Genomic DNA, 26218 nt, shown 5'->3' with positions numbered 1-26218 from the left:
CTATTGTTTTAATTAAATAATAAATTAATAAAATGATTCCTTTGCTTTGCTCGCCATTTAAAATACACTACTAATTAGTCAATTTAACCAACAGTTGCACTATGAGACAATTCGGAAATAAAGATAACCTAATAGGTCAAGCCAACTCTTTCTTGGAAGTTTTGGAGAAAGTATCACTTTTAGCACCACTAAATAAACCAGTTCTTATCATTGGTGAACGTGGAACAGGTAAAGAGCTTATTGCAGCTCGATTACATTACCTATCGCAACGTTGGGAACAAAATTACGTTACCTTAAACTGTGCGGCGCTAAACGAGAATTTATTAGAAAGTGAATTATTTGGTCACGAGTCCGGTTCCTTTACCGGTGCGGGTAAACGACATGAAGGTCGTTTTGAGCGAGCCAATGGCGGCACTTTATTTTTAGATGAATTAGCCAATACATCCGGACTGGTTCAAGAGAAGCTATTACGAGTCATCGAATATGGTGAGTTTGAACGAGTTGGTGGTACTAAAACCGTTAAAATTAATACCCGCCTTGTCTGTGCAACAAATGAAGATTTACCGGCGTTAGCCGAATCGGGCGAGTTTAGATCGGACTTGTTAGACCGTTTAGCATTTGACGTAATAACTTTACCTCCATTAAGAGAAAGACAAGACGACATCCTTATACTTGCCGAGCATTTTGCTGTTTCTATGGCAAAAGAATTGGAGTGGGAGTTATTTAGTGGTTTCTCTAGAAAGGCTAAAGAACTTCTATTTAATTATGATTGGCCAGGCAATGTCCGCGAGCTCAAAAATGTTGTTGAACGAAGTGTATATCGCTCTGCCAATCCACATGTACCAGTTCATGAAATCGTATTAGACCCATTTACGAGTCCTTACCGTCCGAAAGGTCGTATAAAAACTCAAGATAGGCAAGTTGCCCCAAGTCAGGCCCCTGTTAATTATGAATCTAGAGAGCCGACTTCTTCCGACAGTCCAATTATCAGTGCTAAGCCAGAAGCTAACCAGTTTAGTTTCCCATTAGACTTTAAACAAACCACTCAAGAATTTGAAATAGATCTGATACAAAGTGCATTAGCAAATAGCCAATTTAATCAGAAAAAAACGGCAGATCAGCTTGGTGTAACCTACCATCAATTACGAGGATATTTGAAAAAATACAATTTGTTGGATAAAAGTGTTGAAGAATAATCCATTAATAAAGGTGACCTTGATTTTCCGTTTAGGAATTACGGCACTATTGTGTTTATCTGTGGTGGCTTGTGGTAAAAACAATCAAGCTGTATTAGCGCATAAAACGTTATTATATTGCAGTGAAGGTTCACCTGAGACATTTAACCCTCAATTGGTTACCTCCGGAACAACAATAGATGCGGTATCTCAGCAACTTTATAATCGCTTGGTAAAGATAAACCCAGAAACCGGTTTAGTGGTCTCTGACTTAGCCAGAAAAGTAATCGTGTCAAAAGATGCCATGCGATATCGTTTTTACTTACGTAAAGACGTCGAATTCCATTCAACTAAATATTTTACACCTACCCGACCGTTAACCAGCGAAGACATATTATTTACCTTTTCTCGTATTCTTCACTTGGATCATGAATATAATATGGTGGGAGGCGGCCTTTACCCATTTTTTAATGGAATGGGTTTCGATACCTTAATTGAACAAATAATTGTGGTTGATGATTTAACCATTGAATTTAGACTATCTGAACCGCAAGCGTCTTTCCTTGCCAATATGGCGACAGATTTTGCTGTAATATTGTCAGCAGAATATGCTGAACAGTTAATTACAACAGACCAAAAAGAATTAATAGATCAACTTCCAATTGGCACAGGGCCATTTAAGTTTAATGAATATAAACGAGATCATTACATTAGATACAACGCCCATAAAAATTATTGGGATGGTCAACCTAAACTTGAACAAGTTATCTATGACATTACGCCTAATAACTCAAATCGTGTTGCAAAATTATTAACCAAAGAATGTGATGTACTTGGTTACCCAAGTTCGGCAGATGTTGAGTTCTTAAAACAGAAAAAAGATATCGACATTGTCGAAAGTGTTTCGATGAATGTCAGTTATTGGGCGTTTAATACTAATGTCCCACCTTTTGATAACGCCAATGTAAGAAAAGCATTGTCTTATGTGGTTGACCGACAAGCAATTATCGACGCAGTTTATTTTAATCATGCAGAACCAGCTTCGACATTAGTTCCCCCTTCTAGTTGGGCTTATTCAGAAGAAAACACCGATGTAGAAATGTCTTTAGAAAAAGCCAGAGCATTATTAATCCAAGAAGGTTTCGCTGAAGGCTTTGAAATGGATATTTGGGCAATGCCGGTTCAACGTGTATATAACCCAAATGCCACTAAAATGGCTGAAATACTACAGCAGAACTTAGCTCAGGTTGGTGTTAAAGCCAACATAGTGAGTTATGACTGGGGCACATTTAGAAAAAAACTAGCAAAAGGTGAGCATGATTCAGTGCTTATTGGCTGGTTAGCCGATAATTCTGACCCAGATAACTTTTATCGTCCGTTATTAAGTTGTGCTGCCGCGTTTTCAGGCTCTAATCGAAGTGCTTGGTGTAATGATGATTACGACAAGAGTATTTTAAATGCATTAACTACCCCCGATCCTGAGATACGAAAAGAATATTACAAACAAGCTGAAAAACTCATTTATGAATATTCACCATTAGTGCCAATTGCCCACGCACTTAGATATCAAGTTCACCGCAATTATGTCGAAGATGTAGAATTTAACCCTTATGGTGGCATTGGTTTTTTCCAAGCCTATAAAGGACAAAACTAATGTTAAATTACTTTTACCGTAAATTATCACTGTTATTTTTTATTACCTTTGGTGTCACCGTTTTTGTATTTTCACTCAACTTTTTGTTCCCTACGGACGTATTATCAAATATGAGTGGCATTCCCAATATTGGTGAAGAAGACTACGCTGCACTAGCGGAGCAATACTATTTAAATAATTCAGTCATCATTCAATACTTTGCTTTTATAGGACGTATTTGGCAAGGAGATTGGGGCGTTTCCTTTATCACTGGCACCAGTATTTACAGCCAAGTATTTAGAGTATTACCCGCAACAATAGAACTTGCCATCTATGCCTTGTTATATAGCTTTATCGTGGCTATTCCGTTAGGCATATTAGCCTCATCAGAAACCTACCCTTGGTTAGATAAAAGTATCTTAGCCTTATCAATTATTGGGTTTTCTATGCCGATATTTTGGCTAGCGCTTTTATTAATTTTGGTATTTTCTATTGGATTAGGTTGGTTCCCAACATCTGGCCGATTAAGTTTAATATATAACATCCCTAGCTCCAGCGGCTTTTTGTTATTCGACATCATTCGTTCTAATGTGGACTATAAAGTAGAAGCCTTTTTTGACGCCTTACGCCATTTAGCCTTACCCACTTTTGTTTTAGCGGCCTACCCGACAACCGTATTGATCAGAACAACTCGTCAATCAATGAAAGACGTAATGAATACCAGTTATGTTAAAGCGGCCAAAGCAAAAGGACTCACGTCTGGTCAATTATTGCGTCGCCACGGTTTACGTAATGGTTTGTTACCTGTTATCCAAATGTTAGGCATGCACTTTGGTACTGTAATTACACTGGCGATGGTAACGGAAGTTATTTTTGCTTGGCCTGGTGTGGGTTCTTGGTTAGTTGATGCTATTCATCAACGAGATTACCCTGCAATTCAAGGTGGGCTATTGGTTATTTCCGGCATGGTATTTATTGCCACTATATTATTTGATCTGCTTTATATGATCTTTGACCCAATTGCGAGGATACGTGGTCATGGTAAAATTTAGGTTCTTTTCTTCGCCAAACAATTCCAGTCCATTTAGACAACTTTGGCGACTATTTCAACGTAATCACTTTGCATTGGTAGCCAGTTGGGTATTTGCTTTTATGCTCTTAATGGCAATTTTAGGGCCTTTGTTAGCGCCTTATTCACCTTATATGCAACAATCCGATATGTTGTTAGTGCCACCTTCATGGGATGTCAATGGCTTTATCCAATCCCCATTTGGTACTGATGCGTTAGGGCGCGATATCTTATCCCGTATTTTAGTTGGGATTAGTTATTCATTTGGCCTTGGTATTTTGGCCGTTATTTTGGCTCTTTCTCTTGGTTTATTAATTGGTACGTTAGCTGGTTTCAGTAAAGGTGTGAAAGCAAGTTTTCTAAACCATGTGTTAGATATAGCGTTAACAATGCCATCATTGCTTATCGCTATCGTTATCGTGGCAATATTAGGCCCAGGTATCGCCAACTCATTTTGGGCGGTTGTTTTGGCAATGTTACCTCAATTTATTCATCATATTAGAACTGAAGTGACGGATATGCTTGATAAAGACTTTGTTATTGCGTATCGCTTAGATGGTGCCAATAATATGCAAGTATTTCGCTTTGCCTTGTTACCAAACATGATAGAAAACATCATTATATTTTCTACTATGGCCATTTCATCGTCTGTTTTAGATATTGTGGTATTAGGTTTTATTGGAATTGGTGCACAATCACCTGAACCAGAATTAGGCACCATGATCGCAGATAGTTTAGGTGTGTTTTATCTAAGCCCTTGGACTGTCATGTTACCGGGTATTACTTTGTTTTTATGTATTCTATCAACAAATATTGTTGGTGATGGGCTACGACACGCTTTAAAAGAAAGACGACTTCAGTAGGTTAAATGTGCGATTACTAGACATAAGAAATTTAAATATTGAGTTGATCACTAATGACTCCAGAATTAAAGCGGTTGAGTCGGCAAACTTCTCTATGAGAATGGCTGAAGTCAGTGGCTTAATTGGCGAGTCAGGTTCTGGTAAAAGCTTAATCGCTAAAGCCCTGGTTGGCATGTTAAATAATCGCTGGCACGTGACAGCTGACCGTTTACATTTTATGGGACAAGATTTAAATAGAATGTCGGAAACTAAGCGTAGAAAAGTTATCAGCGATAACATCTCTATGATTTATCAAGAACCCCGCCGTTGTTTAGATCCTACCTCCAATATTTTCTCTCAATTAGAAGAGTCATTACCCGACTATGAATTTTCGGGCTGGTTTGGTGCTAAAAAAGAGTTAAGAATAAAAAAATGCATTCGACTGTTACATAAAGTTGGTATTAAAGATCACGAAAAAGTATTTAACAGTTATCCCCATATGTTGTCTGAAGGTATTTGCCAAAAAATAATGATCGCCATGGCGATTGCCAAAGAGCCTAAATTATTAATCGCCGACGAACCTACCACGGCATTAGAAAGCACAACCTCATTACAAGTGATCAAGTTACTAAAAAGCTTGAATCAGCTTAAAGAAATGGGGGTTATTTTTATTACTCATAATTTGGTGTCTATCACCAGTTGGGCCGATTCAATTAACGTTATGTACTGCGGTCAGTTAATCGAAAGTGGATTAACCAAAAACATTATTAACGCCCCGAAACACCCTTACACCAAAGCATTATTTGACAGTGAACCCGACTTCAATGCTCGTGATATTAATAACAAACAAAAATTGTATGCTCTTAAAGGCACAATTCCGACCTTACAACATTTACCGATAGGCTGTCGTTTAGGGCCTCGTTGCCCAAATGCACAAAGAGCCTGTGTAAAAATTCCTGAGCAACAAAAGGTAAAAGGCCAATATTTTCGTTGTCATTACCCGCTAACAGATAATTGGAAAAAAGCATGAGTGTTGAATTTATAAGGATTAATGAAGTAACTAAATGTTATAAAGACAAAGCACATTGGCTAAAAAAAGGCAAAGATGTAGTCATCGGCCCTGTCACTTTTGGCCTTAAAAAAGGCGAAACGATTGCCATCGTTGGAGAAGCCGGTTCAGGGAAAAGTACCATAGCTCGATTATTAGCCGCAGCAGAAACACCCGACTCAGGATATTTAACTCATAACGGGATTGAAATAGATTGGAACAACACATCATTTTTTTGTAAAAACATTCGACTGATATTCCAAGACGCACAAAAATCACTTAACCCAACCATAAAAATTGGCCAGCAACTAGAGCAACCTTTAATATTTAATACCAATCTAAATGCAGATGAACGCCAACTTAAAATCTATTCGGCATTACGTATGGTTGGTTTGTTGCCTGAACATGCCGAATATTACCCACATATGTTTTCTGGTGGCCAAGCACAAAGAATTAGTATTGCCCGAGCATTAATATTAGATCCAGAAGTGGTTATTATTGATGAAGCCCTAGCCCCTCTTGATCCGTCATTACGGGCACAAGTCATCAACTTATTGATTGAGTTACAACAGCAACATCAGTTAACCTATATATTAATTTCACATCAGATTTCATTAATTAAATACCTCAGTGACCGAATCTTAATAATGGATAACGGACAAATAATTGAACAAGGCAATATCGCTGAAATATTCGCTAATCCAAGTCATGATAAAACCAAAAAACTGCTCAGTTCATTAGATATGTAAAAACGGACAATAATATGGTTATATTTTCGCCATATGTATTGAATATTAGGTCCGGATGCAACTGGTCTTATATCTAAAACGATATAAAAGGTTTGTTCAACTTACTAATTTTGATAACCTTACATCTACTTCAATTCAATTTAACATTCAAGGATTGATTAACATTGAACGTCTATACCGCACGTCAAGCAATATACAATCGAAAAGACAATGTTGTTGCTTATGAACTCTTATTTCGCGATAGCTTAAAAAATGTATTCCCTGGCGTTGAATCCAATTCAGCTACATCCAAATTGTTATTGGATAGCCACTTCAATCAGGGTTTAGATAAAATCACGTCTGGAAAACCAGCCTTAATCAATTACCCTGAACAAGCATTAATAGATCAAGTACCTAGTTTATTACCACCTAATAAAGCCATGGTGGAAATTTTGGAAAGTGTGAGACCCACCCCTGAAGTTTATGAAGCATGCCGCCAACTATACCGTAAAGGTTATAAATTGGTATTGGATGACTTTGTTTATAATCCGGCTTGGGAACCATTTTTAAAATTAATTAAACTGATCAAATTTGACTTACACCAAACTTCATTTGCTGAAATTGAAGTTATATTGCCTAAATTAAGAAAATATAAAAATTTGAAAATTTTAGCCGAGCGTATTGAAACACAAGAACAATACGACAAAGCTAAAGAAATGGGTTTTGATTTTTTCCAAGGTTATTACTTTTGTACGCCTCAAATCATTGAACAAAAAGACGTACACGCAAATCAAACTGTTATTTTAGCTATGTACCAAGAAACGTTAAAACTTGATGTTGATTACACTAAATTATCGTCATTTTTTGAACGTGACACAGCATTAGCCTTTAAATTATTAAAATTTATAAACTCTGGTCTATTTCCTGTCCGAGATCCGATATCGTCATTAAAACAAGCGTTAGTTTATTTGGGCGCTGCTCAGGTTAAAAAGTTCGTCACATTAATATTAACGGCTCATATAGCGGAACACTGTCGTGAAGAGTTAACAGAGATGTCCATTATCCGAGCGCGCTTTTGTGAGAATATCGCTTCTAAAGTGGCGCCCTCTTTAGTAGACGACGCTTTCATACTCGGTTTATTCTCTTTATTAGATGTCATATTAGAACAACCGATGGAAGACCTAGTGAAACAATTACCTATTACGGAAGAAGTCTCTGCTGCTTTAATCGGTCACGAGAATACGTTAGGTAATATATTGAGGATCACTAAGGCATATGAATCAGCAAGTTGGAGTGCGATGCGTAAAGCATGTGCTCGCTTTAGAATGGAACAAGATGTATTGCCCGACTTTTATGTAAATGCGGTTGAGTGGGCCAATTTTTACGAAGAATCAAATACCGCAAAATAATAAATAAACTTAAATGAGACTTATAGGTCATTTTTTACCTAATATAGTCTCACTTTTTAACCGCACTGTGCAAAATAAGACCAAACGCTCTGTTTTTTGCAAATTTCTTTAAAAAAGCAGTTGACGATACCAGTCGTCATCAGCATAATACGCGCCATCGCTTGAGGCGGTATTCAAGAGTGGCTACGTAGCTCAGCTGGTTAGAGCACATCACTCATAATGATGGGGTCCCCTGTTCAAATCAGGGCGTAGCCACCAATTCTTGATTACCTTACCAACCTTTAGTGAACAGAATTTGCGGGAGTGGCGGAATTGGTAGACGCGCTGGATTTAGGTTCCAGTATCTTAGGATGTGAGAGTTCAAGTCTCTCCTTCCGCACCATGTATTAATATGTGAAACACATATTCAAAAAGTTTCAGTTGGGATATCGCCAAGCGGTAAGGCAGCGGGTTTTGATCTCGCCATTCCCAGGTTCAAATCCTGGTATCCCAGCCACTTCTCTTTTGTTGGGATATCGCCAAGCGGTAAGGCAGCGGGTTTTGATCTCGCCATTCCCAGGTTCAAATCCTGGTATCCCAGCCAACATTCAAAGCCTCGCATTTGCGAGGCTTTTTTTGTTGTAAAAAATTAAATGACGAAGCTAACTTATAAACCTTCAGGTTAGAGACTGCAGCAAGATAACTTAATATCCCACCGCTTTTTTAAGCACTTGTTTTTTTGCCCACTCAAATTTATTCGCTAAGGTTAATAATCCGCCTCTTAATAATTTAACTGCCGCTTTATCATTAGAAAACAAATTATAAAAACTATCCATGGCTAAAGACATTAGTTGTGATTCACGTTTTCTGATGTTTTCGTACTGCTTGAGAACCGCCGACAAAGTCTCACTCTGTTTAATATCGATTTCCTCCAATAACTGCGATAAAACTTCAACATCTTTATAACCAATATTAACACCTTGTCCTGCTAACGGATTAATGGTGTGTGCGGAGTCGCCAACCAATACTACTCGCCCTTTTATATATTGGTTGGCTTGTCGTCGAGTTAAAGGAAACGATGCTTTAGCAACAACATCAAACTCTCCGGCCAAATCAGGGAAACGAGTTAGCACTTGATTTTTTAGTTGTTCATTCGATAACTGAACAAGTTGTTGAAGCTCCTCGGCATTGTCATACCAAATCAACACTGAATAACCGTCTTCCAAAGGTAAAAACGCTTTAGGCCCCGAAGGTTGAAATTCTTGCCAAGTAATATGTTGAGTAGGAAAGTCGGTTTTAATGGTGAGGCTTAAACAATGTTGTTGATAATCCCACCCTGTTGTTCCTATGTCAGTTAAACTTCGAACTTGACTGAAGGCACCATCTGCCCCGATTAATAACGAACAATGAAAGATAATGGTTTCATTGGAAACATGATTTGTTAACTGGACGCTAACCTGTTCATTAGTTTGATCAATACTCGTTAATTTACAATCCGTGATGATATCAACAGCATGATCTGCCGTATTATTAAGCTCATCATATGCTGCTAATTGCAGCGCCTCATTTCTGATCAAATAACCTAAATGCGATTTTTGAATATCAGTGGCTGAAAAAATGACAGGTTTATGTCTTTGTTCCCACGTAGCCAATTGGTTAAACATGCATTTAGATGTTTCGCCAATATGCGACCAAACACCTAATTCTGTTAGATATTGCTCACTAGCTAGGTTAATCGCGGAGACTCTTAGTGGTATTTGCGCTAAAACATCTGAATTTGGAATATATTTTTCAATCACCAATACACGCTTTTGTTGTTTTACTAACGCCGCCGCTTGAGCAGCACCAACCATGCCACCACCTACAATCACCACATCATAAAATTGTTCTTTTAAATCAGAGCCTTTGGTCAATGTAAACTACCTAAATTGTTGTGTTAATTAAGTAAAACTTAACAAGAGAATTGGCATTATTATGCCAGAAACAAGGCGAATTAAACCAATTTAAATATCAAGACTGCATAAGATCCAACAAGTTTAGAATTCACCTCTTCCAGTTCAGTCCATTTACTTGTAAAATACGCGCCATTTTGGGGTTTCCCCAACACTAGCCAACGCCGTGTTGCGCGTTTGCGTTTGAACAAACAGAAGTAATAGAGAGTACCATGACTAAAAAATTACATATTAAAACCTGGGGCTGCCAAATGAACGAGTATGACTCGCAAAAGATGGCCGATCTTTTGGATGACAGTCATGGTTATGAGTTTACCGACGAAGCTGAAAATGCTGACGTGATCTTATTGAACACCTGTTCGATTCGTGAAAAAGCACAAGAAAAAGTATTTCACCAATTGGGTCGTTGGAAAAATTTAAAAAAGAAAAACCCTAATTTAGTTATTGGTGTTGGTGGTTGTGTTGCTTCACAAGAAGGCCAACACATTCGTGAACGAGCCCCTTATGTTGATATGGTATTTGGTCCACAAACATTACATCGCTTACCAGAAATGATTGACCAAATTCAAAGTGGCGAAGGCGGTTCGGTTATTGATATTTCATTCCCTGAAATTGAAAAGTTTGACCGTTTACCTCAGCCTACTTCGGATGGCCCGAGTTCTTTTGTTTCTATCATGGAAGGCTGCAGTAAATATTGTACATTCTGTGTAGTACCTTATACCCGTGGTGAAGAAGTCTCTCGTCCTGTAGATGATGTACTGTATGAAATTGCACAACTTGCAGAACAAGGCGTACGTGAAGTTAACTTATTAGGCCAAAACGTAAATGCATTCCGTGGTGCGACCCATGACGGTGACGTATGCCACTTTAGTGAGTTATTACGTTTAGTTGCAAGCATTGATGGGATTGATCGTATACGTTACACCACATCGCACCCTGTTGAGTTTAGTGACGACATCATTGAAGCTTATGCTGACGTTCCTGAATTAGTTGACCATTTACATTTACCAGTGCAATCGGGCTCTGACCGTATACTGACCCAAATGAAACGTGGCCATACTGCCATTGAATACAAGTCTCAGATTCGTAAACTTCGTAAAGTTCGTCCAAACATTAGTATGTCGAGTGACTTTATTATCGGTTTTCCTGGTGAAACAGCTGAAGATCACGCTAAAACAATGAAGTTAATTGCTGATGTTGGTTTTGATCATAGCTTTAGTTTCATCTATAGCGCGCGTCCTGGTACACCAGCTGCCGATTTACCTGATGACGTCAGTGAACAAGAAAAGAAAGACCGTTTACATGAACTACAGAACTTAATTACGCATCAAGCTCTGCAGATTTCACGTTCAATGTTAAACACTGAACAACGTATTTTGGTGGAAGGTCCATCAATTAAAAACCCATTAGAATTACGCGGCCGTACTGAAAACAACCGTGTTGTTAACTTCGAAGGGCCGCATACTTTAATTGGTGGTTTTGCCGATGTTAAAGTAGTGGATGTATATACCAATTCCTTACGTGCTGAATTTATACGCGGCGAAGATGAAATGGGATTACGTCAAGATACTGCGCCGTCTGCTATTTTAGCTAAACGTGCAACCAATCTTGATGAGTTAGGTGTAGCGACATTTACACCTTAATCGTTATTAATAACATTACTTTGAGGATCACTCTTGTCTAACAAATTAACGACCACTGAAATATTTTTAGAACCGGCTAACAAGGACAGATTAGCCTCGTTAATAGGTCCGTACGACGACAATTTAAAACATATTGAACGTCGTATGGGCGTTGAAGTAACGTATCAAGGTAATCAATTTAAAATTGTTGGCAAGACCGTGAATTCCCTTGCCGCTGCCGACGTTATCAGATCCTTATACGTTGAGACTCAAGCTGATCCAAAAGTTCAGAATAAAGTTAAAGCGAATGAACTGACGCCAGACAATGTACATCTTGCAATTCAAGGTTCTAAGTTACTAGATCAAAGTGATGCAGACTTTAGTAATGATATTGTTGTTCGTACACGTAAAGGCAATATCAAACCTCGTAACCCAAATCAGCAAGATTATGTTGCAAATATACTTAACAATGACATTGCGTTTGGTATTGGTCCTGCCGGAACCGGTAAAACGTATTTAGCGGTAGCTTGTGCCGTTGATGCCCTAGAGCGTCAAGAAGTTAAACGTATTATGTTAACCCGCCCTGCGGTAGAAGCTGGTGAAAAACTTGGCTTCTTACCGGGTGATTTAAGTCAAAAAATAGACCCTTATTTACGCCCTTTATATGATGCTTTATTCGAAATGTTAGGTTTTGAAAAAGTAGAACGTTTAATTGAACGTAACGTTATTGAAGTAGCGCCATTAGCTTATATGCGTGGTAGAACATTAAACGATGCCTTTATAATTTTGGACGAAAGCCAAAATACGACAGTTGAGCAAATGAAAATGTTCTTAACACGTATTGGCTTTAATTCTAAAGCGGTGATCACGGGCGATATTACCCAAGTCGATTTACCACGAGGTGCTCGTTCGGGTTTACGCCACAGCATCGAAGTATTAGCAGACATTGACGATATAAGTTTTAATTTCTTCCAAGCGAACGATGTCGTGCGTCACCCTGTGGTTGCTAAAGTTGTTATGGCCTATGAACGTCATGATGAACAAATAAGACGAGACAAAGCCATTTACGAAGCTGAAAAAAAACAACAAGCTGAAGATCTAAAAAACAACCCTTCTAATGCGGCAAGTGAGAGTAACCAAAATGGTTGAACTTGATTATCAAAATGCCAGCACAAACAAACAAATCCCTTCTGAGCAGCAATGTTTAGATTGGTTAAATCAGTTTTTGCCAGAGTTTCAATCGTTATCTGAACTTACCGTACGTATCGTCGATGAAGATGAAAGCCAAATGCTTAACCACCAATATCGCGATAAAGCTAAACCGACCAATGTATTGTCTTTTCCAGCAGAAGTGCCGCCATTTATTACCGAAGAGATGGAGTTTCCTTTATTAGGCGACTTAATCATTTGTTCTCAAGTAGTTAACCAAGAAGCACAAGAGCAGAACAAGTCGTTTGACGCTCATTGGGCACACATGTTGCTACATGGCAGCTTGCATTTATTAGGGTATGACCATGTTGAAGATGAAGAAGCACAAGAGATGGAATCCCTTGAAATAGAAATATTACAAAAAATGGGTTTCCCTAATCCGTATAACGATCAATAATCAAAGTGAGTGGTTTGAACAAAATTCAATCACTATTAAATTTTAGTAACACAGGAGCATTCTAAAAAGAATGAGCGAAGATAGCCCCCATAGTAGTAACGGTTCGTCCAGCAAAGGTTGGTTAGATAAAATCAGCCAAATATTTAGTGATGAACCACAGAGTAAAGAAGATGTAGTCGATGTTTTAGCTCTCGCTGCACAAAATGATTTAATTGATCAGAATACAAAGAATATGATTGATGGTGTTTTGGAGATTGCAGATCTTCGCATCCGTGACATCATGATCCCTCGTTCTCAGATGATCACGTTAGATCTGTCTGATAGTCCAGAGCAATTTATTCCTGCAATGATTGAGTCTGGCCATTCTCGATTTCCGGTTGTCGCCGAAGATAAAGATCACGTAGAAGGTATATTATTAGCAAAAGACTTGCTTAAATTACTGATTGACCGTGACAAAGAAATCGTAATCAAAGATTTAATACGCCCTATCGTCGTCGTTCCAGAAAGCAAACGGGTTGACAGTTTGTTAAAAGAGTTTCGTCAAAACCGTTATCATATGGCCGTAGTGGTTGATGAATACGGTGGTGTATCTGGATTGGTTACAATTGAAGATATTCTTGAGCTTATCGTTGGTGAAATAGAAGATGAATTTGATTTAGAAGAAAATCAAACTGACGATATTCGTAAGATATCCAAACATGTATTTATGGTGCAAGCCTTAACTGAATTGGACGATTTTAACGCCTTCTTTAATACCGATTACAATAAAGAAGACGCAGATACCATAGGTGGTATTGTTTTACATCAATTTGGTCACATGCCTGAGAAAGGTGAAGAAGTCGATATCGATGGCTTAGTTTTCAAAGTGCATACCGCTGATACACGTAGAATACAGCAAATTACAGTTACGGTTCCAAAGTTTGAAGAAGAAGGGTCTGAGTCATAGATCACACTAATCAACACCTAGGAAATTTAATAAAGGATTGGAAATTAAGAATCCAATCCTTTTTTAATACCTCCAATAAACTATTAAGTGTCAACCTACCAAACCTAACCATTTTTATTTTAGGTGGATTATTAACGCTCAGTTATAGTCCATTTAATATATGGCTATTGCCGTTTATTTCTTTCCCAATATTACTCATTGCCATTGTCCACTCCCCTAATGTCACACAGGCAACTCGTTATGGTTTCATATTTGGCTTAGGTTGGTTCAGTTTTGGTCTTAGTTGGGTACATAACGCGATAGCTGACTTTGGCGGTTTGCCATTATTCTTCTCATTGTTATTAATGTTGCTGCTAGTGGCTTACCTTGCACTCTTCCCAGCGCTATTCAGTTGGCTAACGTTTAAAACCAAAGATAAATACAGCCTTTTTGTGGTTATTCCACTTTGGTTAAGTGTCGAATATTTGCGGTCCGTCTTATTAACTGGCTTTCCTTGGTTATCTATTGGATACAGTCAATTAACCAGTAGTTTATCTGGTTATGCCCCTATAGTTGGTGAGTTAGGATTACAAGCGATTGTCATCTTATTAAGTTGTCTTATCGTCATTGCGTTTAACATGCATACAACAAAAACCAAGGACAATTATAAATATAAAACGGTGTCCATTGTTGCCCTATTTTTGATCCCACTAGCCGGACAATCGCTTACTTATTATCAATGGAGTGAAGATAACAAAAAACAGATAAACCTTGCTCTGGTACAAGGAAACATTGCTCAAAGTATTAAATGGCAACCTGAAAATGAAGTGCCGACTATGGTGAAATATTACGAACTCACTTCTCCACATTGGCAATCAGCCGATATTGTAATTTGGCCTGAAGCAGCAATACCTAGATTAGAGATATCATCCAATGATTTCCTGAGTGACATGGATAAAGACGCGAGCGAGTCAAATACAGCACTTATTACAGGCATTGTTGATTATCAACCTAACACCACATACGCCTTCAATAACATTGTTACTTTAGGTAAAAAAATACAACCGACACCTCTGGCCATTATCAATATTTACACAACAATCGTTACAGTAAACATCACCTTCTACCTTTTGGCGAATTTGTTCCTTTTGAAAGTATCCTTAGGAAATTAGCGCCTATTTTTGATCTGCCATTTTCTTCATTTAATAGAGGGGAATATCAACAAGATAATTTAATCGCTAATGGCTACCATATCGCCCCAGCCATTTGTTTTGAAATTGCGTTTCCACAACAGATCAGTGCTAATTTAACCGACAATAGCGACTTCATCTTAACCCTGAGTAATGATGCATGGTTTGGTGATTCACATGGTCCTTGGCAGCATTTACAATTGGCGCAAATGCGTGCACTTGAATTCGCAATGCCAGTGGTCAGAGTAACTAATAATGGTGTGACAGCGGTAATTGATCAAACAGGACAAATTAGCGCCTCGATTAATCAAAATATTGCGAAGGTGTTAACCTACCCATTAAATTTATCTGCCTCACATGCCTTTTATAAACGATTCGGTAATTTAACCACTTGGCTGTTGATGCTCTTATTAACTGTCATTCTTTTTTGGCGCCGAAAAAAATAACCTTTATTGTCTAATATATCAGGCAAAAAAAAGCCCAACACAATAGGTTGGGCACAAATAAGGGAATAACAATAAAAAACAACAACAGTGAGCGTCCTGCTCATACTGTGGTTATTATCCCTTATTCGAAGATTAAATCGATAAGGCTCTCCCCTATATTATTAATATTAGTTTACATATTGCATGTTTAACTATTTATTTTTATTACTTCTATTTTTAATTGGTAATAGACATGTATGTTTATGATAGTTAACGTATATTAATACTGAGTTAAATAGATGGATATCACCAATGAAGTTTTCGAAACTAGGTAGCAGTAATATTGATGTTTCTCGTGTTTGTTTAGGTTCAATGACATGGGGCCTACAAAACAGCCAACAGGAAGCCAATCAACAAATTGATTTTGCCCTATCAAAAGGCATTAATTTTATCGATACTGCGGAGTTATACCCCGTCCCGCCCTCAGGTGAAAAATACGGTTTGACAGAAACCTATATCGGCAACTGGATTAACGCTAATCAAACAAAACGTAAAGATATTATTCTTGCGTCTAAAATCGCAGGCGCTGGCCTACCTTATATCCGCAACGGTGGCATCATTACTGGCGAAGCGGTAATTCAATCGGTAGACGCCTCCCTTAAACGCCTACAAACTGATTATATTGACTTATACCAATTACATTGGCCAAATCGAACATCACCGCACTTTTCTAAACATAGGCCCAATAAAATCAACTTCACTAACGTTGACCGTCAACAAGAATCAGCTCAAATGTTGGAAATTTTACAAGCCCTTAAATTATGTATGGACGCAGGTAAAATTAGGCACTGTGGCTTATCTGACGATACGACCTGGGGCATTAATGAATATTTAAAACTTAGTGAGCAATATGCTTTGCCTAAGATGGTGGCCATACAAAATGAGTTTAATTTACTGCATAACAAAGACTGGCCATATTTAATTGAAAACTGTGTACATGAAGATATCGCATTTTTACCTTGGTCTCCCCTAGCTGGAGGCATGTTATCCGGTAAATATTTAAATGGCGCACGACCTGAAGGAAGTCGTTGGACTATGGCGCAACGCAACGGATTATTTAGAGCCACTGAACAATGCGATTTAGCCATACAACAATACGCAAAGATTGCTGCTGATGCGGGTATCACAACCGCTCAGTTAGCCCTTAATTGGTGTGATAATGTTGACGGTGTCACGTCTACTATCATAGGGGCCACAAGTTTAAATCAATTAGAAGAAAATATAGCGGCGTTTGATTTAACATTATCTGAGCAAACCTTAAGCGCCGTCGATCAAGTTATCAAGACCTACCCAGCTCCTTTTTAAACAAGGGTGTTCTGATAGCATTATATTAATTTACCTTTTAACGGGATTATTTAGCTGATTATGAAAAGGTTTTACTTATTAAGTATCTGGTTATTGTTTGTAACGTTACCAACATGGGCACAACAATTAGCTAAAATTGAAACTAATCTGGGTGACATCACCATTGCCTTCTATCAAGACGATGCGCCAGCCACCGTGGCGCACTTTAAATCCTTGATAACTGAAAACTGGTATAACAACAAAACCTTCTATCGAGTCGTAAAAGGTCATGTTATTCAAGCTGGCAGCGGGGATGACGACGACGTAACCAGCATTAACCGTAGGGTTAAAGCCGAATTTAATAAAAACCCACATATCCTTGGCTCGGTTGGGTTAGCTCGGTCAGAAGATCCAAATAGTGGCAGTACTGAGTTCTATATTTGTGATGCAACAAGAAGTCATTTAGACGGTAAATATACGGTGTTTGCTCAAGTAGTTAACGGATTGGATGTGGTTAAAAAAATTAGTAATGTACAGGTAAAAGAGGTTTGGTTGGGGGACAATAAACAAGTTGCTTTTCATCAGCCTTCATCACCTGTAGTCATACACAAGATCACGTTAATAGACATGTAACAACGGCGTTAAATTACGTATTGTAATGATAATTCATCAAACCAACTATGGGCACTTTTAATATCTTCAAAGTATTTTATGAGTTGTTTATCCGATGTACGAACTCTCGACTCATTTATATTTTTTAACAAAGGTGAAGGACATACGATGGCCTTGGCCTTTAAATTTTGCTCGTCCAACCAAAGGTTAAACTTCCGAGTTTGTTCAAACGCTTCAGGAGTACCGCCATCTGACATGGATAAGTCGATAAGCATATAGAATGGCTGACCATCAAAACCGTCAATGATTTCAGTGAGATTCTTAACCATACTATTGGTGTCATAATGGTTAAAAATAGTTAATACTGAAATAGAGATTACATAATCTTTAACTGTAATTTGATACTTCATTTAAACCTTCTTTATCCAGCGATACTTAGGAGAACTTTATCTATTATTATTAGCTCGGTATTCTCTATCAATTTGATAACTGCTTTTATGTTGAGGCATAAAAAAAGCAATCAATACATATAAAAGAAAATTTATAATAAGGCTGCCAGTGATGAGATATAAGATAACAAAGAATAATACTCTGACTATCCAAGCGTCTACGGATGTGTAACTTGAAATACCGTCACAAAGCCCTAACAAAATAGGGTTCATGCCTATTGAAAAACGTTTTTTAGTTTCCATTTAACTCTCCTTGTTAATATCAATCCTAATTAAGTGATTTTGCGATGGCTCTAAACGCTTCCACTGCAATAACTTTACTTTCATAACCATTGGCCATGAATTTAGTATCGGCGCTATTTTTGACAATGACAACATCTAATTTTTTATTAACGTAAATATATTGACCATAAATGCCAATAGCCAAAAACTCTTGATCTGCGTCTAATGGTATCCACCATTGATATCCATAACCAAATTTAACAGAGTTATCCGCTCTTCTTTCAGCTTTTAGATGTGGTTCATTATTATTTAAACTGTCTTCAATCCAAGATAAAGGGACTAGTTGTTCACCGTTCAACACTCCATTATCTCTGTATAGTTTACCCATTCTGGCATAATCGCGCGTGATAATATTGAGGCCACCTAATACCATAGGTTCGCCGGTACTGTCCGTGATATAAATAGCTTCGCTTTCGGTACCAAGTTTTGACCACAACTTATCTGCAAAATACTGCTCAATACGTTTGCCTGTTGCCGCACGAAGTACCATACCAACCACATGCGTATCTATACTGACATAATGCATTTCGGTGCCCGGTGTTTTATGGCTTGTTAGCGACGCAGCAAAATCATCAAAGCTCCCCCTAATGCCATTATCCGACCTAAACGATTAATATCGCTAAAAAAATCGCCATAATCTTCATTAAAATAAATGCCGCTGGACATTTGTAAGACATTTTTTATTGAAACCCCTTCATAACCAGAACCAATTAATTGTGGAACATAATCGGTAACCGGAACATTTAGATCGGGAATAAGTCCATCTTCAACTGCAATTCCAAAAAGCGCACTTAGAAAAGACTTGGCCATCGACCATGAGATTCGATGATCGAACTCCCCTGTACCTTGATAATATTGTTCAAACGTTATGTCATTACCTTTAACGACTAATAATGCTGTTGTGTTTGTTGCAGTAAGCCAGTCTTGCGTGTTTTTTCTGTCAACATAATAGTCAAATGTTGCAGGTAGTGCTTTTGGCGAATGATCAAATGTATTAACCGGACCCGTTGGTTTAATAACTTTGGTTTGCACTAGGTCAGGAATATGAGAAAAATTATGTACGATGACATCGGAATTGAATAAACGGATGGTATGAAATAGCTGGATCAGTTGCTGGTTATACACACCAATCAATACTAATAAGGCCAAACTAATTGCAGAAAATATTCTTACTAATTTACTTTTCATCTTGATGCTTCATTTATTAATCCGTTAAAAACTGTAAATCATACTAACTAGTTTGACCTGTGAGGTATAGAAAAACCCTCTTATTTTTAATTATTTAAGTAAACGTAACACCTCACCTTCAAACTTAACACCCGACCATCCTGTTAACATGAAGTTTCTAATATTGGCATGATCTGTCCCGTCAGGATTTAATAATACATCTTTGCGGTAATAGTCACCAAAACACGCTAAGGTTTGTTGTTCATTAAGTTCATGTAGTTTCGCAAAAGCGAATATTTTGCAAGAACCTTCATTGGTCCCTATGGTATTTACCACGTCACCATTGATAAAGCCCGTAGGTGAATAATGATAATTATTATCTATCACAGTGATCACATCACTGAAATTAACCGTGTCAGATTCCGTTTCTAATTTATTAAGTAATATATTCAAGTTCATAACTTACTCTTGTTCCGTTTGGGCTAATGAAATAATTTGATTTAAGATAGAGGTATAGTTTTCCGTACCTTGCGCCCCTGTCACCAAATGCCTTTGGTTAAATATCATCGCAGGCACGCCTGAAATACCTTGTGATGTCCAAAATTGAGCGATTTGATTAACTTCATCAGTAACTTCAGTCGATAATAGGATTTGTTTCGCTTCGTTTTTGTCTAAATTCACTGACTCAACAATTTCTAATAAACGTTCTTGGTTACTAACATCGATACCTTGAGTGAAATAGGCAGAAAACAATGCCTGTTTTAACTCATTTTGTTGTCCTTTCTGCTCAGCCCAATGCAGTAATTTATGAGCGCTAAACGTATTATATATGCGTGAGTTGTCAGTAAAGTTAATTTCAAAATTTAATGATTTGCCTATGCTACTGATTCGTTCTCTGGTGCTAATACTCTCTTCAACGCTGACGCCATATTTTTCAATAACGTGTTCACGAAGATCTTGCCCTTCAGATCCCATTTGCGGATTAAGTTGAAACGGTTGCCAATGAATATCGGCAACTAAACCTAACTCATTTAACGCTTGTTCAAGTTGTTTAAAACCGACGATACACCAAGGGCAAACAACGTCAGAGACAATATCAATGCGTAATGGTTGTTGTGTTGCTGTCATATTATTTGTTCCCTATTAGATACGTTAATGCACCTGTAATTGCTGCCACTTGAGCTACTATGCAATTTTCATCATTTGATGAAGGACTGTCTGGATATACTTCTGTGGTTGACACATAAGGTGCATCAGTAAAACCAGCACATAAACCTAACTCTTTGGTCGGATAATTTATAACGCCAAATTGAGCTAAGTCTGAACCTATTAACTTATTATCTTCATCCGCTGGCGCAATATGTGTCACTTGAGCAACAGACTCTATAATAGATTTTTGGAATTCAGGTTCTGGTTTTAACGTATCACCTACGCCATAAAAGCCATCTGGAATATTCCACGACTTTTGCGGGATGGCATCTCTGGCTGCTAATGCAGGTCTAAACTCCGAGTTATCTGTGTCTGTCGTTTCATGTAAATCAATGTGCGCCAATATTTCCACATTGAGACCCAACACAAAGTCCATGATATTTTTTGATTCTTGAACTGGACTGTTTTGATAAAACGAACGATTAGGATCAACCGCATTTGGATTCCAACGATTGATGGTTTCAAATCCCCATGGGCTAATACAAGGGGCAACGATGAAATTAAATGCTTTGCTGTAATCAGCTAACTTTGTTTCAACAAAGCGCAATGCGCCAAACACGCCACTGGTTTCGTAACCATGTACGCCACCAGTCACCAATATAGTTGGTTTATCATGTTGCCATTGTTTGGACATGAACAACCACAAATCATAATCGCCTGCGTTATAGCTTAACGATCCATAATTTTTAAGTTCAAGAGTAACTGATAAAGATTGATGAATGGATTGGATCTTACGAACAACGAACTCTTGATAAGAACGTTTAATTTTTTGAGCTTTATACCATGTTAACTTTTCAGCTTCCCCCCATGGAATACCTGGAGTGCCAATACTATACTGTTGATGAGACGTCATTAAATACCTTAATTACTAAATACACTTATAACTTTTAAAGGTAAATCATAAGCTTCTGGACGTAATAGTAACAAAATACAGGCACAAAAAAAGCCCGATAAACCGAGCTTTTCTTTCGTTTAATTAGTTAAATACTAATTAAAGAACTACTACATTAGCAGCTTGAGGACCTTTTTGTCCGTCTTCAACGTTGAATTCAACACGTTGACCGTCTTTTAACGTTTTGAAACCTTCAGAAGCGATTGAACGGAAATGAACGAATACGTCTTTACCGCCTTCGTCTTGAGTTAAAAATCCGAAACCTTTCTCTTCGTTAAACCATTTAACAACGCCAGTAGTTTTTGACATGTTTGTAACCTTATATAAAATTTAATTACGGTGAGTATTCACCGGTGGAGCCTTAGAATTTACTTAATTGATTAGAGCTTATGATGGAAATCTACAATCAAATAACAAGGTAATGATTAAAATTTATATAACATAAAGCGGGTAACAAAATAAATATAGCCTCTAAAGGCGGGGCGCATCATAACACAAGTTTGACCAACCACAAGCGTTTATTTTTTAACCAGCAAAATATAGCTGGCATATTGCGCGTTAGGCGTTTATAACTGAACCTCATAATTAAAAAGAAGTAATTAAATGAACGGAAATAACAGGTCAAACATCCTCATTGGAATCGCAGTCAATATCGAACAAAAGTTAGATCAAGGTACAGGTGAATTAACGGAAGGTACTGTACGAAAAATACTTACCAATAGCCCAACGCATCCACATGGTATTAAAGTAATACTTGAATCTGGTGAAGTTGGCCGTGTGAAAGAAATTCTATAAAAATATAACTAAAATAACGATCACTGTCGTTATATAAGGATGCAGGAGATAACACATATCTCCTACATTGTTATCAACACTATGGTTAGTTAGGAAATCAACTAACTCAAGGTTCTATTAAACAATTCCACCGCCATACCATAAACTCGCATTGCTAATGCAGGATCAAATCGGTCGCCTTCATCACGCATAAAAGCATGTTGCGCGTTAAATTCATGCCATGTAAAAGTGTTACCACTAGCAATTAAGTTCAAATGTATTTTCATTCTTCCTTCATCTGGAACATGTGGATCTTGTTTGCCCCAAATCATTTGCAATTCGGCTTTAATATCTTTAGTACGAGTAAAGCTGTCGTTCCCTTTCTCACAAGGTAACTTATCTGAGTGAATATCCGTTGCGTATAAACAGCAAGCCGCTAATACATGTTCATTTAATGCAGCTCTGTACGCCAAATGGCCACCAATACATACTCCCATTACGCCAATCTTACCCGTGCAGTAATCTTGTGATGTAATAAATTCCACCATTGCTTGCGTATCACTATCGTGATGTTCAAGCGGCTTAGTCCACTTATCCTGATTGCCTTTGTCTTTTCCCGCATCGTCATAACCTAAAACAGTACCTATTGGGTTTAACTCATGAAAGACCTCTGGAACTAGCACCACAAAACCATGGCCTGCCATCATTGCCGCCGTTCTCTCAATAGGCGCCGTTAATTGAAATATCTCTGAATAAAATACGATGGCAGGATAAGTGCCCTGCTCTTGTGGTTTAAATACTTTAGTACGCATAACACCAGTAGGCGTTGGAATATCATGAACCTGATTATGAATGATCATTTAAACTTCTTAATAGATGAATGGATGTTTATAAGCAGAATAATAAATTACTGAATAGCCTTGTAAAGGGATGATTAAATTCAAAAGTTAATTTTAATACTCGTAACTGATAAACTCCCCGTTTAATTTTGTGTTTCATATACAAGTTTCTGTTTCTTATGAAACTTCATTACCTGATTAGAGTTATTCATTTTGCGTTTATTAAAGTCCTCCGTTCATCCCGATGTTAAAGATATCCATGTTTCAAGTTTTACCCGAAAAGCCGCACGCGCTATTGTATTAAACGGTGACCATATTTTGTTGTTATACACACAAAAATATGACGATTATAGTTTGCCAGGAGGCGGTATTGAAAAAGGTGAGGATATTATCGCGGGTTTAATCCGTGAATTGGAAGAAGAAACCGGTGCTCAGAATGTTACCGATATTAAGGAGTTTGGCTTATACGAAGAGTTTCGTCCTTGGTATAAACCAGACTTCGATTTGGTGCATATGGAGTCTTATTGTTTTATCTGTAATATTGATGACGTTTTACTTAAACCTAAATTTGAAGCTCATGAAATTAACAATGGAATGCGCCCCCAATGGATTAATATTCATGAGGCCATCAGTCACAACAAACAAACCATAAAACATAGCGATAAAAAAGGCATGTCTATTGAAAGAGAAACTTTTTTATTAGAGCTTATCGTTAAAGAATTATTACAGTAAAACCGCTATCCAAACTAACGTAGCCATGATCAAACTCAATCCCACGGCTAAAGACCCTAAATCTTTGGCTAACCCAGATAGTGGATGAATTTCTAATCCAACTCTGTCAACCACCGCTTCGATAGCGGTATTTACTATTTCAGTGAACACCACAAATAGTACCGCCAATATTAAAATTATTTGTTCTTTAATACTTATGTTAAAAACAAACGTCAACGGCACGGTTAGAATTAACAATAATAACTCCTGTCGAAACGCCGATTCATTCTTAAACAGCCACCTAAATGCACGTGCCGAATTTAACGTAGCCCTATAAATCCTTACCAAGCCTTTTGGCTTATTATTGGCATCAAACATGTTAATTTTACCCTAATTTGTTAAGTTCTTAATAAATTTATGTATTTGAAATCTTGTTGTTAATTTAACAATTATTGCTATCTTTTTGCCTGTGAACGATTGCCTGTTCGTTTTCCTGCCGCTCTGCGCCCAGCTCTTTGTTTTTGTGCACTTTTAGTGTTTTTACGGTTATTCGTTGGTTTCTTAGTTAAATCAGGCTCATAACCGGGCAACCACTGTTGTAACAATCGAGTATCCAACACAGCTTCAACTTCTTCCAACAAGTACTCTTCACCAACACTTAATAAGGAAATAGCCAATCCTTTATTACCTGCTCGGCCTGTTCTGCCGATACGGTGAATATAATCTTCGGCAATATAGGGTAATTGATAATTGATCACGTAATTTAAGTTTTGAATATCCAAACCACGCGCCGCAACATCCGTTGCTACTAAGGCTCTAATGGTGCCCGTTTTAAATTGTTCTAAAACTCTTTCTCTTGCACCTTGCGATTTATCACCATGAATTGATTCTGCTTTAATACCATCAAGTTTCATCTCTTTTGCTAACGCATCCGCATCTTGTTTTGTACGTGTGAAAATTAACACTTGATGCCAGTTTTTTGAGCCTATTAAGTGAGATATCAATTCACGTTTTCTGTCTTCATCAATATTGTAAACCACTTGCTCAACTGTGGTAGCAGCGGCATTACGTTGGTTAACTTCAACTAATACCGCATCATTTAATAAACGTTTACTTAGTTTAAAAATGGACTCATCAAAGGTGGCAGAAAATAATAACGTTTGTCTAATACTAGGTAGTTTTTTGGTGATGCGGCTAATTTCGTCCTTAAAACCCATATCTAACATTCTGTCGGCTTCATCAAATACCACATATTCAACATGCTCTAGGCTAATATTCTGATTATAAAGATGATCTAATAAACGTCCTGGGGTCGCAATAACGATATCAACACCTTGTTGTAAATCATCAATTTGATTTTTAATGCTGACACCTCCATACACTAAGGCCGTTTTGAGAGTTGTTTTGTTGGCATACGTATTTACACTTTTGTGAACTTGTTGGGCTAACTCACGGGTTGGTGTAAGGATAAGTGCTTTGACTCTTTTAATTGAAGACTCATTTGAGGAACCGTCGTCTTCAGATAGTAGTAACTTGTGCAAAATAGGCAAAGTAAACGCGGCGGTTTTGCCTGTACCGGTCTGTGCACCGGCCATCACATCTCCCCCATTTAAAATATGAGGGATGGCTTCAGCTTGAATATCCGTTGGAGTATCATAACCAGTTTCAGTTAACGCATCTAATAATAACGAGTGTAAACCTAAAGTGTTAAACGACATAATTTGAAACGCTCATATTCTAACCAAAACAAGATCTTACCAAATAAACCAATCGTTTTTCAGGTTAATTTATTTAATCTGTTTTAGTCATTGCATCTTATTCAATTCTGACTAATATAAAGATGTAAGCTTTAATTTTTCCACTGTTACATTTGTACTAAGGTAGTTTATGAAAATTAATATTTCCGGTCACCATTTACAAATCAAAGATTCAATCAAAGAACACACTTCTGAAAAACTTACAAAAATAAGCGAGCACTTCCCAGACATCATTGCAGTTAACGTTATTCTATCAATCGACAACAAAAAAGTTGCCATGGTTGAAATGGATACGGTATTTCATTCTCAAAAAGTCACTATTAAAGAAACCAAAGACGACATGTTTCAAGCGGTAACCAGTGCGGTACAAAAACTTCATCGTGTATTATCTGATAAAAAAGGCATAGAACAAGCCATCAGAAATGATCATGTTACTGAAGTTGAACCCGATCATACTCATGAACATATTCAAAACCTGAATTTATCTCAATAGTGAATTAACCACTAACATTGATTTAATAAAACCAGCTTACGCTGGTTTTATTGGTTTTGTTCACAGCGTTGTAATTTTATTTTAAA

At 37.5% G+C, this 26218-nt stretch carries 29 protein-coding genes, 4 tRNA genes and 1 pseudogene; 22 read left to right on the top strand and 12 right to left on the bottom strand.

Going from position 1 to position 26218, the window contains the following annotated elements; genetic code table 11:
• Nucleotides 1-101 precede the first annotated feature (101 nt).
• The 11 genes from pspF (at nucleotide 102) to RT723_RS00600 (ending at nucleotide 8487) form a co-directional block, all read left to right on the top strand.
• Complete coding sequence (pspF, locus tag RT723_RS00650) at nucleotides 102-1196, top strand: phage shock protein operon transcriptional activator (RefSeq protein ID WP_216055575.1); 1095 nt, start codon at nucleotides 102-104, stop codon at nucleotides 1194-1196.
• Complete coding sequence (locus RT723_RS00645; RefSeq protein WP_252731775.1) at nucleotides 1186-2829, top strand: ABC transporter substrate-binding protein; 1644 nt, start codon at nucleotides 1186-1188, stop codon at nucleotides 2827-2829. Before pspF ends, RT723_RS00645 begins: the two co-directional genes overlap by 11 nt.
• Complete coding sequence (locus RT723_RS00640) at nucleotides 2829-3860, top strand: ABC transporter permease (protein ID WP_216055574.1); 1032 nt, start codon at nucleotides 2829-2831, stop codon at nucleotides 3858-3860. The genes RT723_RS00645 and RT723_RS00640 overlap by 1 nt, the downstream gene beginning before the upstream one ends.
• Nucleotides 3847-4740 (top strand): ABC transporter permease subunit, encoded by an 894-nt coding sequence (locus RT723_RS00635; RefSeq protein ID WP_216055573.1) that lies wholly within the window; start codon nucleotides 3847-3849, stop codon nucleotides 4738-4740. The genes RT723_RS00640 and RT723_RS00635 overlap by 14 nt, the downstream gene beginning before the upstream one ends.
• Nucleotides 4741-4747: 7 nt before the next feature.
• The gene (locus RT723_RS00630; RefSeq protein ID WP_216055572.1) at nucleotides 4748-5749 is read left to right on the top strand and encodes an oligopeptide/dipeptide ABC transporter ATP-binding protein; all 1002 of its coding nucleotides are present in this window, start codon (nucleotides 4748-4750) and stop codon (nucleotides 5747-5749) included.
• The gene (locus RT723_RS00625) at nucleotides 5746-6516 is read left to right on the top strand and encodes an ATP-binding cassette domain-containing protein (protein WP_315945489.1); all 771 of its coding nucleotides are present in this window, start codon (nucleotides 5746-5748) and stop codon (nucleotides 6514-6516) included. Before RT723_RS00630 ends, RT723_RS00625 begins: the two co-directional genes overlap by 4 nt.
• Nucleotides 6517-6680: 164 nt before the next feature.
• A complete protein-coding gene (locus RT723_RS00620; RefSeq protein ID WP_315945488.1) occupies nucleotides 6681-7904 on the top strand; it encodes an EAL and HDOD domain-containing protein in 1224 nt (407 codons plus the stop codon).
• Nucleotides 7905-8085: 181 nt separating this feature from the next.
• Nucleotides 8086-8162 (top strand) — tRNA-Met (locus RT723_RS00615).
• A 39-nt stretch (nucleotides 8163-8201) separates the two neighbouring features.
• Nucleotides 8202-8286, top strand: a tRNA-Leu gene (locus tag RT723_RS00610).
• A gap of 39 nt (nucleotides 8287-8325) precedes the next feature.
• Nucleotides 8326-8400 (top strand) — tRNA-Gln (locus RT723_RS00605).
• 12 nt (nucleotides 8401-8412) lie between these two features.
• Nucleotides 8413-8487, top strand: a tRNA-Gln gene (locus tag RT723_RS00600).
• Between the two features lie 100 nt (nucleotides 8488-8587).
• Here RT723_RS00600 and RT723_RS00595 read toward each other — a convergent pair.
• Nucleotides 8588-9796: an FAD-dependent monooxygenase gene (locus RT723_RS00595; protein WP_315945487.1), complete on the bottom strand. Its 1209-nt coding sequence runs from the start codon at nucleotides 9794-9796 to the stop codon at nucleotides 8588-8590.
• 251 nt (nucleotides 9797-10047) lie between these two features.
• On the opposite strand from RT723_RS00595, the gene miaB reads away from it, so the two are divergent.
• The 8 genes and pseudogenes from miaB (at nucleotide 10048) to RT723_RS00555 (ending at nucleotide 17580) form a co-directional block, all read left to right on the top strand.
• Nucleotides 10048-11478: a tRNA (N6-isopentenyl adenosine(37)-C2)-methylthiotransferase MiaB gene (gene miaB, locus RT723_RS00590; RefSeq protein ID WP_216055568.1), complete on the top strand. Its 1431-nt coding sequence runs from the start codon at nucleotides 10048-10050 to the stop codon at nucleotides 11476-11478.
• Nucleotides 11479-11511: 33 nt separating this feature from the next.
• A complete protein-coding gene (locus RT723_RS00585) occupies nucleotides 11512-12606 on the top strand; it encodes a PhoH family protein (protein ID WP_315945486.1) in 1095 nt (364 codons plus the stop codon).
• Nucleotides 12599-13063: an rRNA maturation RNase YbeY gene (ybeY, locus tag RT723_RS00580; protein ID WP_428983566.1), complete on the top strand. Its 465-nt coding sequence runs from the start codon at nucleotides 12599-12601 to the stop codon at nucleotides 13061-13063. The genes RT723_RS00585 and ybeY overlap by 8 nt, the downstream gene beginning before the upstream one ends.
• A 70-nt stretch (nucleotides 13064-13133) precedes the next feature.
• On the top strand, nucleotides 13134-14009 hold the full coding sequence (locus RT723_RS00575) for a CorC family transporter (RefSeq protein WP_216055565.1): 876 nt from the start codon (nucleotides 13134-13136) through the stop codon (nucleotides 14007-14009).
• 167 nt (nucleotides 14010-14176) lie between these two features.
• A complete protein-coding gene (gene lnt, locus RT723_RS00570) occupies nucleotides 14177-15160 on the top strand; it encodes an apolipoprotein N-acyltransferase (protein WP_315945484.1) in 984 nt (327 codons plus the stop codon).
• Nucleotides 15139-15624, top strand: a pseudogene (locus RT723_RS00565) (nitrilase-related carbon-nitrogen hydrolase); the annotation flags it as partial. The gene lnt and the pseudogene RT723_RS00565, both read left to right, overlap by 22 nt.
• Before the next feature lie 291 nt (nucleotides 15625-15915).
• Complete coding sequence (locus RT723_RS00560) at nucleotides 15916-16968, top strand: aldo/keto reductase (RefSeq protein ID WP_315945483.1); 1053 nt, start codon at nucleotides 15916-15918, stop codon at nucleotides 16966-16968.
• Between the two features lie 60 nt (nucleotides 16969-17028).
• Nucleotides 17029-17580, top strand: a complete 552-nt coding sequence (locus tag RT723_RS00555) for a peptidylprolyl isomerase (protein WP_315945482.1) — start codon at nucleotides 17029-17031, stop codon at nucleotides 17578-17580.
• An 8-nt stretch (nucleotides 17581-17588) separates the two neighbouring features.
• On the opposite strand, the gene RT723_RS00550 is transcribed toward RT723_RS00555, so the two are convergent.
• The 8 genes from RT723_RS00550 to cspE all read right to left on the bottom strand — a co-directional run bounded on the left by RT723_RS00550 (nucleotide 17589) and on the right by cspE (nucleotide 21867).
• Nucleotides 17589-17969, bottom strand: a complete 381-nt coding sequence (locus RT723_RS00550; protein ID WP_315945481.1) for a hypothetical protein — start codon at nucleotides 17967-17969, stop codon at nucleotides 17589-17591.
• A gap of 36 nt (nucleotides 17970-18005) precedes the next feature.
• Entirely contained in the window at nucleotides 18006-18251 is a 246-nt protein-coding gene (locus RT723_RS00545) for a PspC domain-containing protein (RefSeq protein ID WP_315945480.1), read from the bottom strand.
• A 25-nt stretch (nucleotides 18252-18276) separates the two neighbouring features.
• Complete coding sequence (locus tag RT723_RS00540; RefSeq protein ID WP_315945479.1) at nucleotides 18277-18816, bottom strand: serine hydrolase domain-containing protein; 540 nt, start codon at nucleotides 18814-18816, stop codon at nucleotides 18277-18279.
• A gap of 26 nt (nucleotides 18817-18842) precedes the next feature.
• Entirely contained in the window at nucleotides 18843-19478 is a 636-nt protein-coding gene (locus RT723_RS00535) for a serine hydrolase (RefSeq protein ID WP_315945478.1), read from the bottom strand.
• Between the two features lie 90 nt (nucleotides 19479-19568).
• A complete protein-coding gene (locus RT723_RS00530) occupies nucleotides 19569-19916 on the bottom strand; it encodes a HopJ type III effector protein (RefSeq protein WP_315945477.1) in 348 nt (115 codons plus the stop codon).
• 3 nt (nucleotides 19917-19919) lie between these two features.
• Nucleotides 19920-20585 carry a DsbA family oxidoreductase gene (locus RT723_RS00525; protein ID WP_315945476.1) on the bottom strand — a complete coding sequence of 222 codons (666 nt, stop codon included), beginning with the start codon at nucleotides 20583-20585 and terminating at the stop codon, nucleotides 19920-19922.
• Between the two features lies 1 nt (nucleotide 20586).
• The gene (locus RT723_RS00520) at nucleotides 20587-21519 is read right to left on the bottom strand and encodes a M14 family metallopeptidase (protein ID WP_315945475.1); all 933 of its coding nucleotides are present in this window, start codon (nucleotides 21517-21519) and stop codon (nucleotides 20587-20589) included.
• A 138-nt stretch (nucleotides 21520-21657) separates the two neighbouring features.
• Nucleotides 21658-21867 (bottom strand): transcription antiterminator/RNA stability regulator CspE, encoded by a 210-nt coding sequence (gene cspE, locus RT723_RS00515; RefSeq protein ID WP_216055556.1) that lies wholly within the window; start codon nucleotides 21865-21867, stop codon nucleotides 21658-21660.
• 294 nt (nucleotides 21868-22161) lie between these two features.
• Here cspE and RT723_RS00510 point away from each other — a divergent pair, with 294 nt between their 5' ends.
• Nucleotides 22162-22353 carry a YwbE family protein gene (locus tag RT723_RS00510; protein ID WP_216055555.1) on the top strand — a complete coding sequence of 64 codons (192 nt, stop codon included), beginning with the start codon at nucleotides 22162-22164 and terminating at the stop codon, nucleotides 22351-22353.
• A 101-nt stretch (nucleotides 22354-22454) separates the two neighbouring features.
• Here RT723_RS00510 and RT723_RS00505 read toward each other — a convergent pair whose 3' ends face one another.
• Nucleotides 22455-23192 carry a dienelactone hydrolase family protein gene (locus RT723_RS00505; RefSeq protein WP_315945474.1) on the bottom strand — a complete coding sequence of 246 codons (738 nt, stop codon included), beginning with the start codon at nucleotides 23190-23192 and terminating at the stop codon, nucleotides 22455-22457.
• 192 nt (nucleotides 23193-23384) lie between these two features.
• Between RT723_RS00505 and RT723_RS00500 the strand changes: the two genes are divergently transcribed.
• Nucleotides 23385-23903, top strand: a complete 519-nt coding sequence (locus RT723_RS00500) for an NUDIX hydrolase (protein WP_315945473.1) — start codon at nucleotides 23385-23387, stop codon at nucleotides 23901-23903.
• On the opposite strand, the gene RT723_RS00495 is transcribed toward RT723_RS00500, so the two are convergent.
• Both RT723_RS00495 and RT723_RS00490 read right to left on the bottom strand, forming a co-directional pair.
• A complete protein-coding gene (locus RT723_RS00495) occupies nucleotides 23895-24260 on the bottom strand; it encodes a diacylglycerol kinase (protein WP_315945472.1) in 366 nt (121 codons plus the stop codon). The genes RT723_RS00500 and RT723_RS00495 overlap by 9 nt on opposite strands.
• Before the next feature lie 77 nt (nucleotides 24261-24337).
• Nucleotides 24338-25600 carry a DEAD/DEAH box helicase gene (locus RT723_RS00490; RefSeq protein ID WP_315945471.1) on the bottom strand — a complete coding sequence of 421 codons (1263 nt, stop codon included), beginning with the start codon at nucleotides 25598-25600 and terminating at the stop codon, nucleotides 24338-24340.
• Between the two features lie 169 nt (nucleotides 25601-25769).
• On the opposite strand from RT723_RS00490, the gene hpf reads away from it, so the two are divergent.
• A complete protein-coding gene (gene hpf / locus RT723_RS00485; RefSeq protein ID WP_216055550.1) occupies nucleotides 25770-26132 on the top strand; it encodes a ribosome hibernation-promoting factor, HPF/YfiA family in 363 nt (120 codons plus the stop codon).
• Nucleotides 26133-26218: the final 86 nt, after the last annotated feature.

The sequence above is a fragment of the Psychrosphaera aquimarina genome (genome assembly GCF_032461525.1).
Lineage (GTDB): Bacteria > Pseudomonadota > Gammaproteobacteria > Enterobacterales > Alteromonadaceae > Psychrosphaera > Psychrosphaera aquimarina.
The sequence above is the reverse complement of the archived record's forward strand: the minus strand, read 5'-3'. Positions and strand labels throughout refer to the sequence as shown.

Bases quoted from the DNA above. Each gene is read 5' to 3' on its own strand.
- ybeY (WP_428983566.1), top strand. From the start codon at position 12,599: ATGGTTGAACTTGATTATCAAAATGCCAGCACAAACAAACAAATCCCT.
- RT723_RS00505 (WP_315945474.1), bottom strand. From the start codon at position 23,192: ATGATCATTCATAATCAGGTTCATGATATTCCAACGCCTACTGGTGTT.
- cspE (WP_216055556.1), bottom strand. From the start codon at position 21,867: ATGTCAAAAACTACTGGCGTTGTTAAATGGTTTAACGAAGAGAAAGGT.
- pspF (WP_216055575.1), top strand. From the start codon at position 102: ATGAGACAATTCGGAAATAAAGATAACCTAATAGGTCAAGCCAACTCT.
- RT723_RS00560 (WP_315945483.1), top strand. From the start codon at position 15,916: ATGAAGTTTTCGAAACTAGGTAGCAGTAATATTGATGTTTCTCGTGTT.
- RT723_RS00495 (WP_315945472.1), bottom strand. From the start codon at position 24,260: ATGTTTGATGCCAATAATAAGCCAAAAGGCTTGGTAAGGATTTATAGG.
- RT723_RS00625 (WP_315945489.1), top strand. From the start codon at position 5,746: ATGAGTGTTGAATTTATAAGGATTAATGAAGTAACTAAATGTTATAAA.
- RT723_RS00530 (WP_315945477.1), bottom strand. From the start codon at position 19,916: ATGAACTTGAATATATTACTTAATAAATTAGAAACGGAATCTGACACG.
- hpf (WP_216055550.1), top strand. From the start codon at position 25,770: ATGAAAATTAATATTTCCGGTCACCATTTACAAATCAAAGATTCAATC.
- RT723_RS00520 (WP_315945475.1), bottom strand. From the start codon at position 21,519: ATGACGTCTCATCAACAGTATAGTATTGGCACTCCAGGTATTCCATGG.
- RT723_RS00635 (WP_216055573.1), top strand. From the start codon at position 3,847: ATGGTAAAATTTAGGTTCTTTTCTTCGCCAAACAATTCCAGTCCATTT.
- RT723_RS00540 (WP_315945479.1), bottom strand. From the start codon at position 18,816: ATGCATTATGTCAGTATAGATACGCATGTGGTTGGTATGGTACTTCGT.
- RT723_RS00510 (WP_216055555.1), top strand. From the start codon at position 22,162: ATGAACGGAAATAACAGGTCAAACATCCTCATTGGAATCGCAGTCAAT.
- RT723_RS00525 (WP_315945476.1), bottom strand. From the start codon at position 20,585: ATGACAGCAACACAACAACCATTACGCATTGATATTGTCTCTGACGTT.
- miaB (WP_216055568.1), top strand. From the start codon at position 10,048: ATGACTAAAAAATTACATATTAAAACCTGGGGCTGCCAAATGAACGAG.
- RT723_RS00490 (WP_315945471.1), bottom strand. From the start codon at position 25,600: ATGTCGTTTAACACTTTAGGTTTACACTCGTTATTATTAGATGCGTTA.
- RT723_RS00535 (WP_315945478.1), bottom strand. From the start codon at position 19,478: ATGAAAAGTAAATTAGTAAGAATATTTTCTGCAATTAGTTTGGCCTTA.
- RT723_RS00550 (WP_315945481.1), bottom strand. From the start codon at position 17,969: ATGAAGTATCAAATTACAGTTAAAGATTATGTAATCTCTATTTCAGTA.
- RT723_RS00545 (WP_315945480.1), bottom strand. From the start codon at position 18,251: ATGGAAACTAAAAAACGTTTTTCAATAGGCATGAACCCTATTTTGTTA.
- RT723_RS00640 (WP_216055574.1), top strand. From the start codon at position 2,829: ATGTTAAATTACTTTTACCGTAAATTATCACTGTTATTTTTTATTACC.
- RT723_RS00575 (WP_216055565.1), top strand. From the start codon at position 13,134: ATGAGCGAAGATAGCCCCCATAGTAGTAACGGTTCGTCCAGCAAAGGT.
- RT723_RS00555 (WP_315945482.1), top strand. From the start codon at position 17,029: ATGAAAAGGTTTTACTTATTAAGTATCTGGTTATTGTTTGTAACGTTA.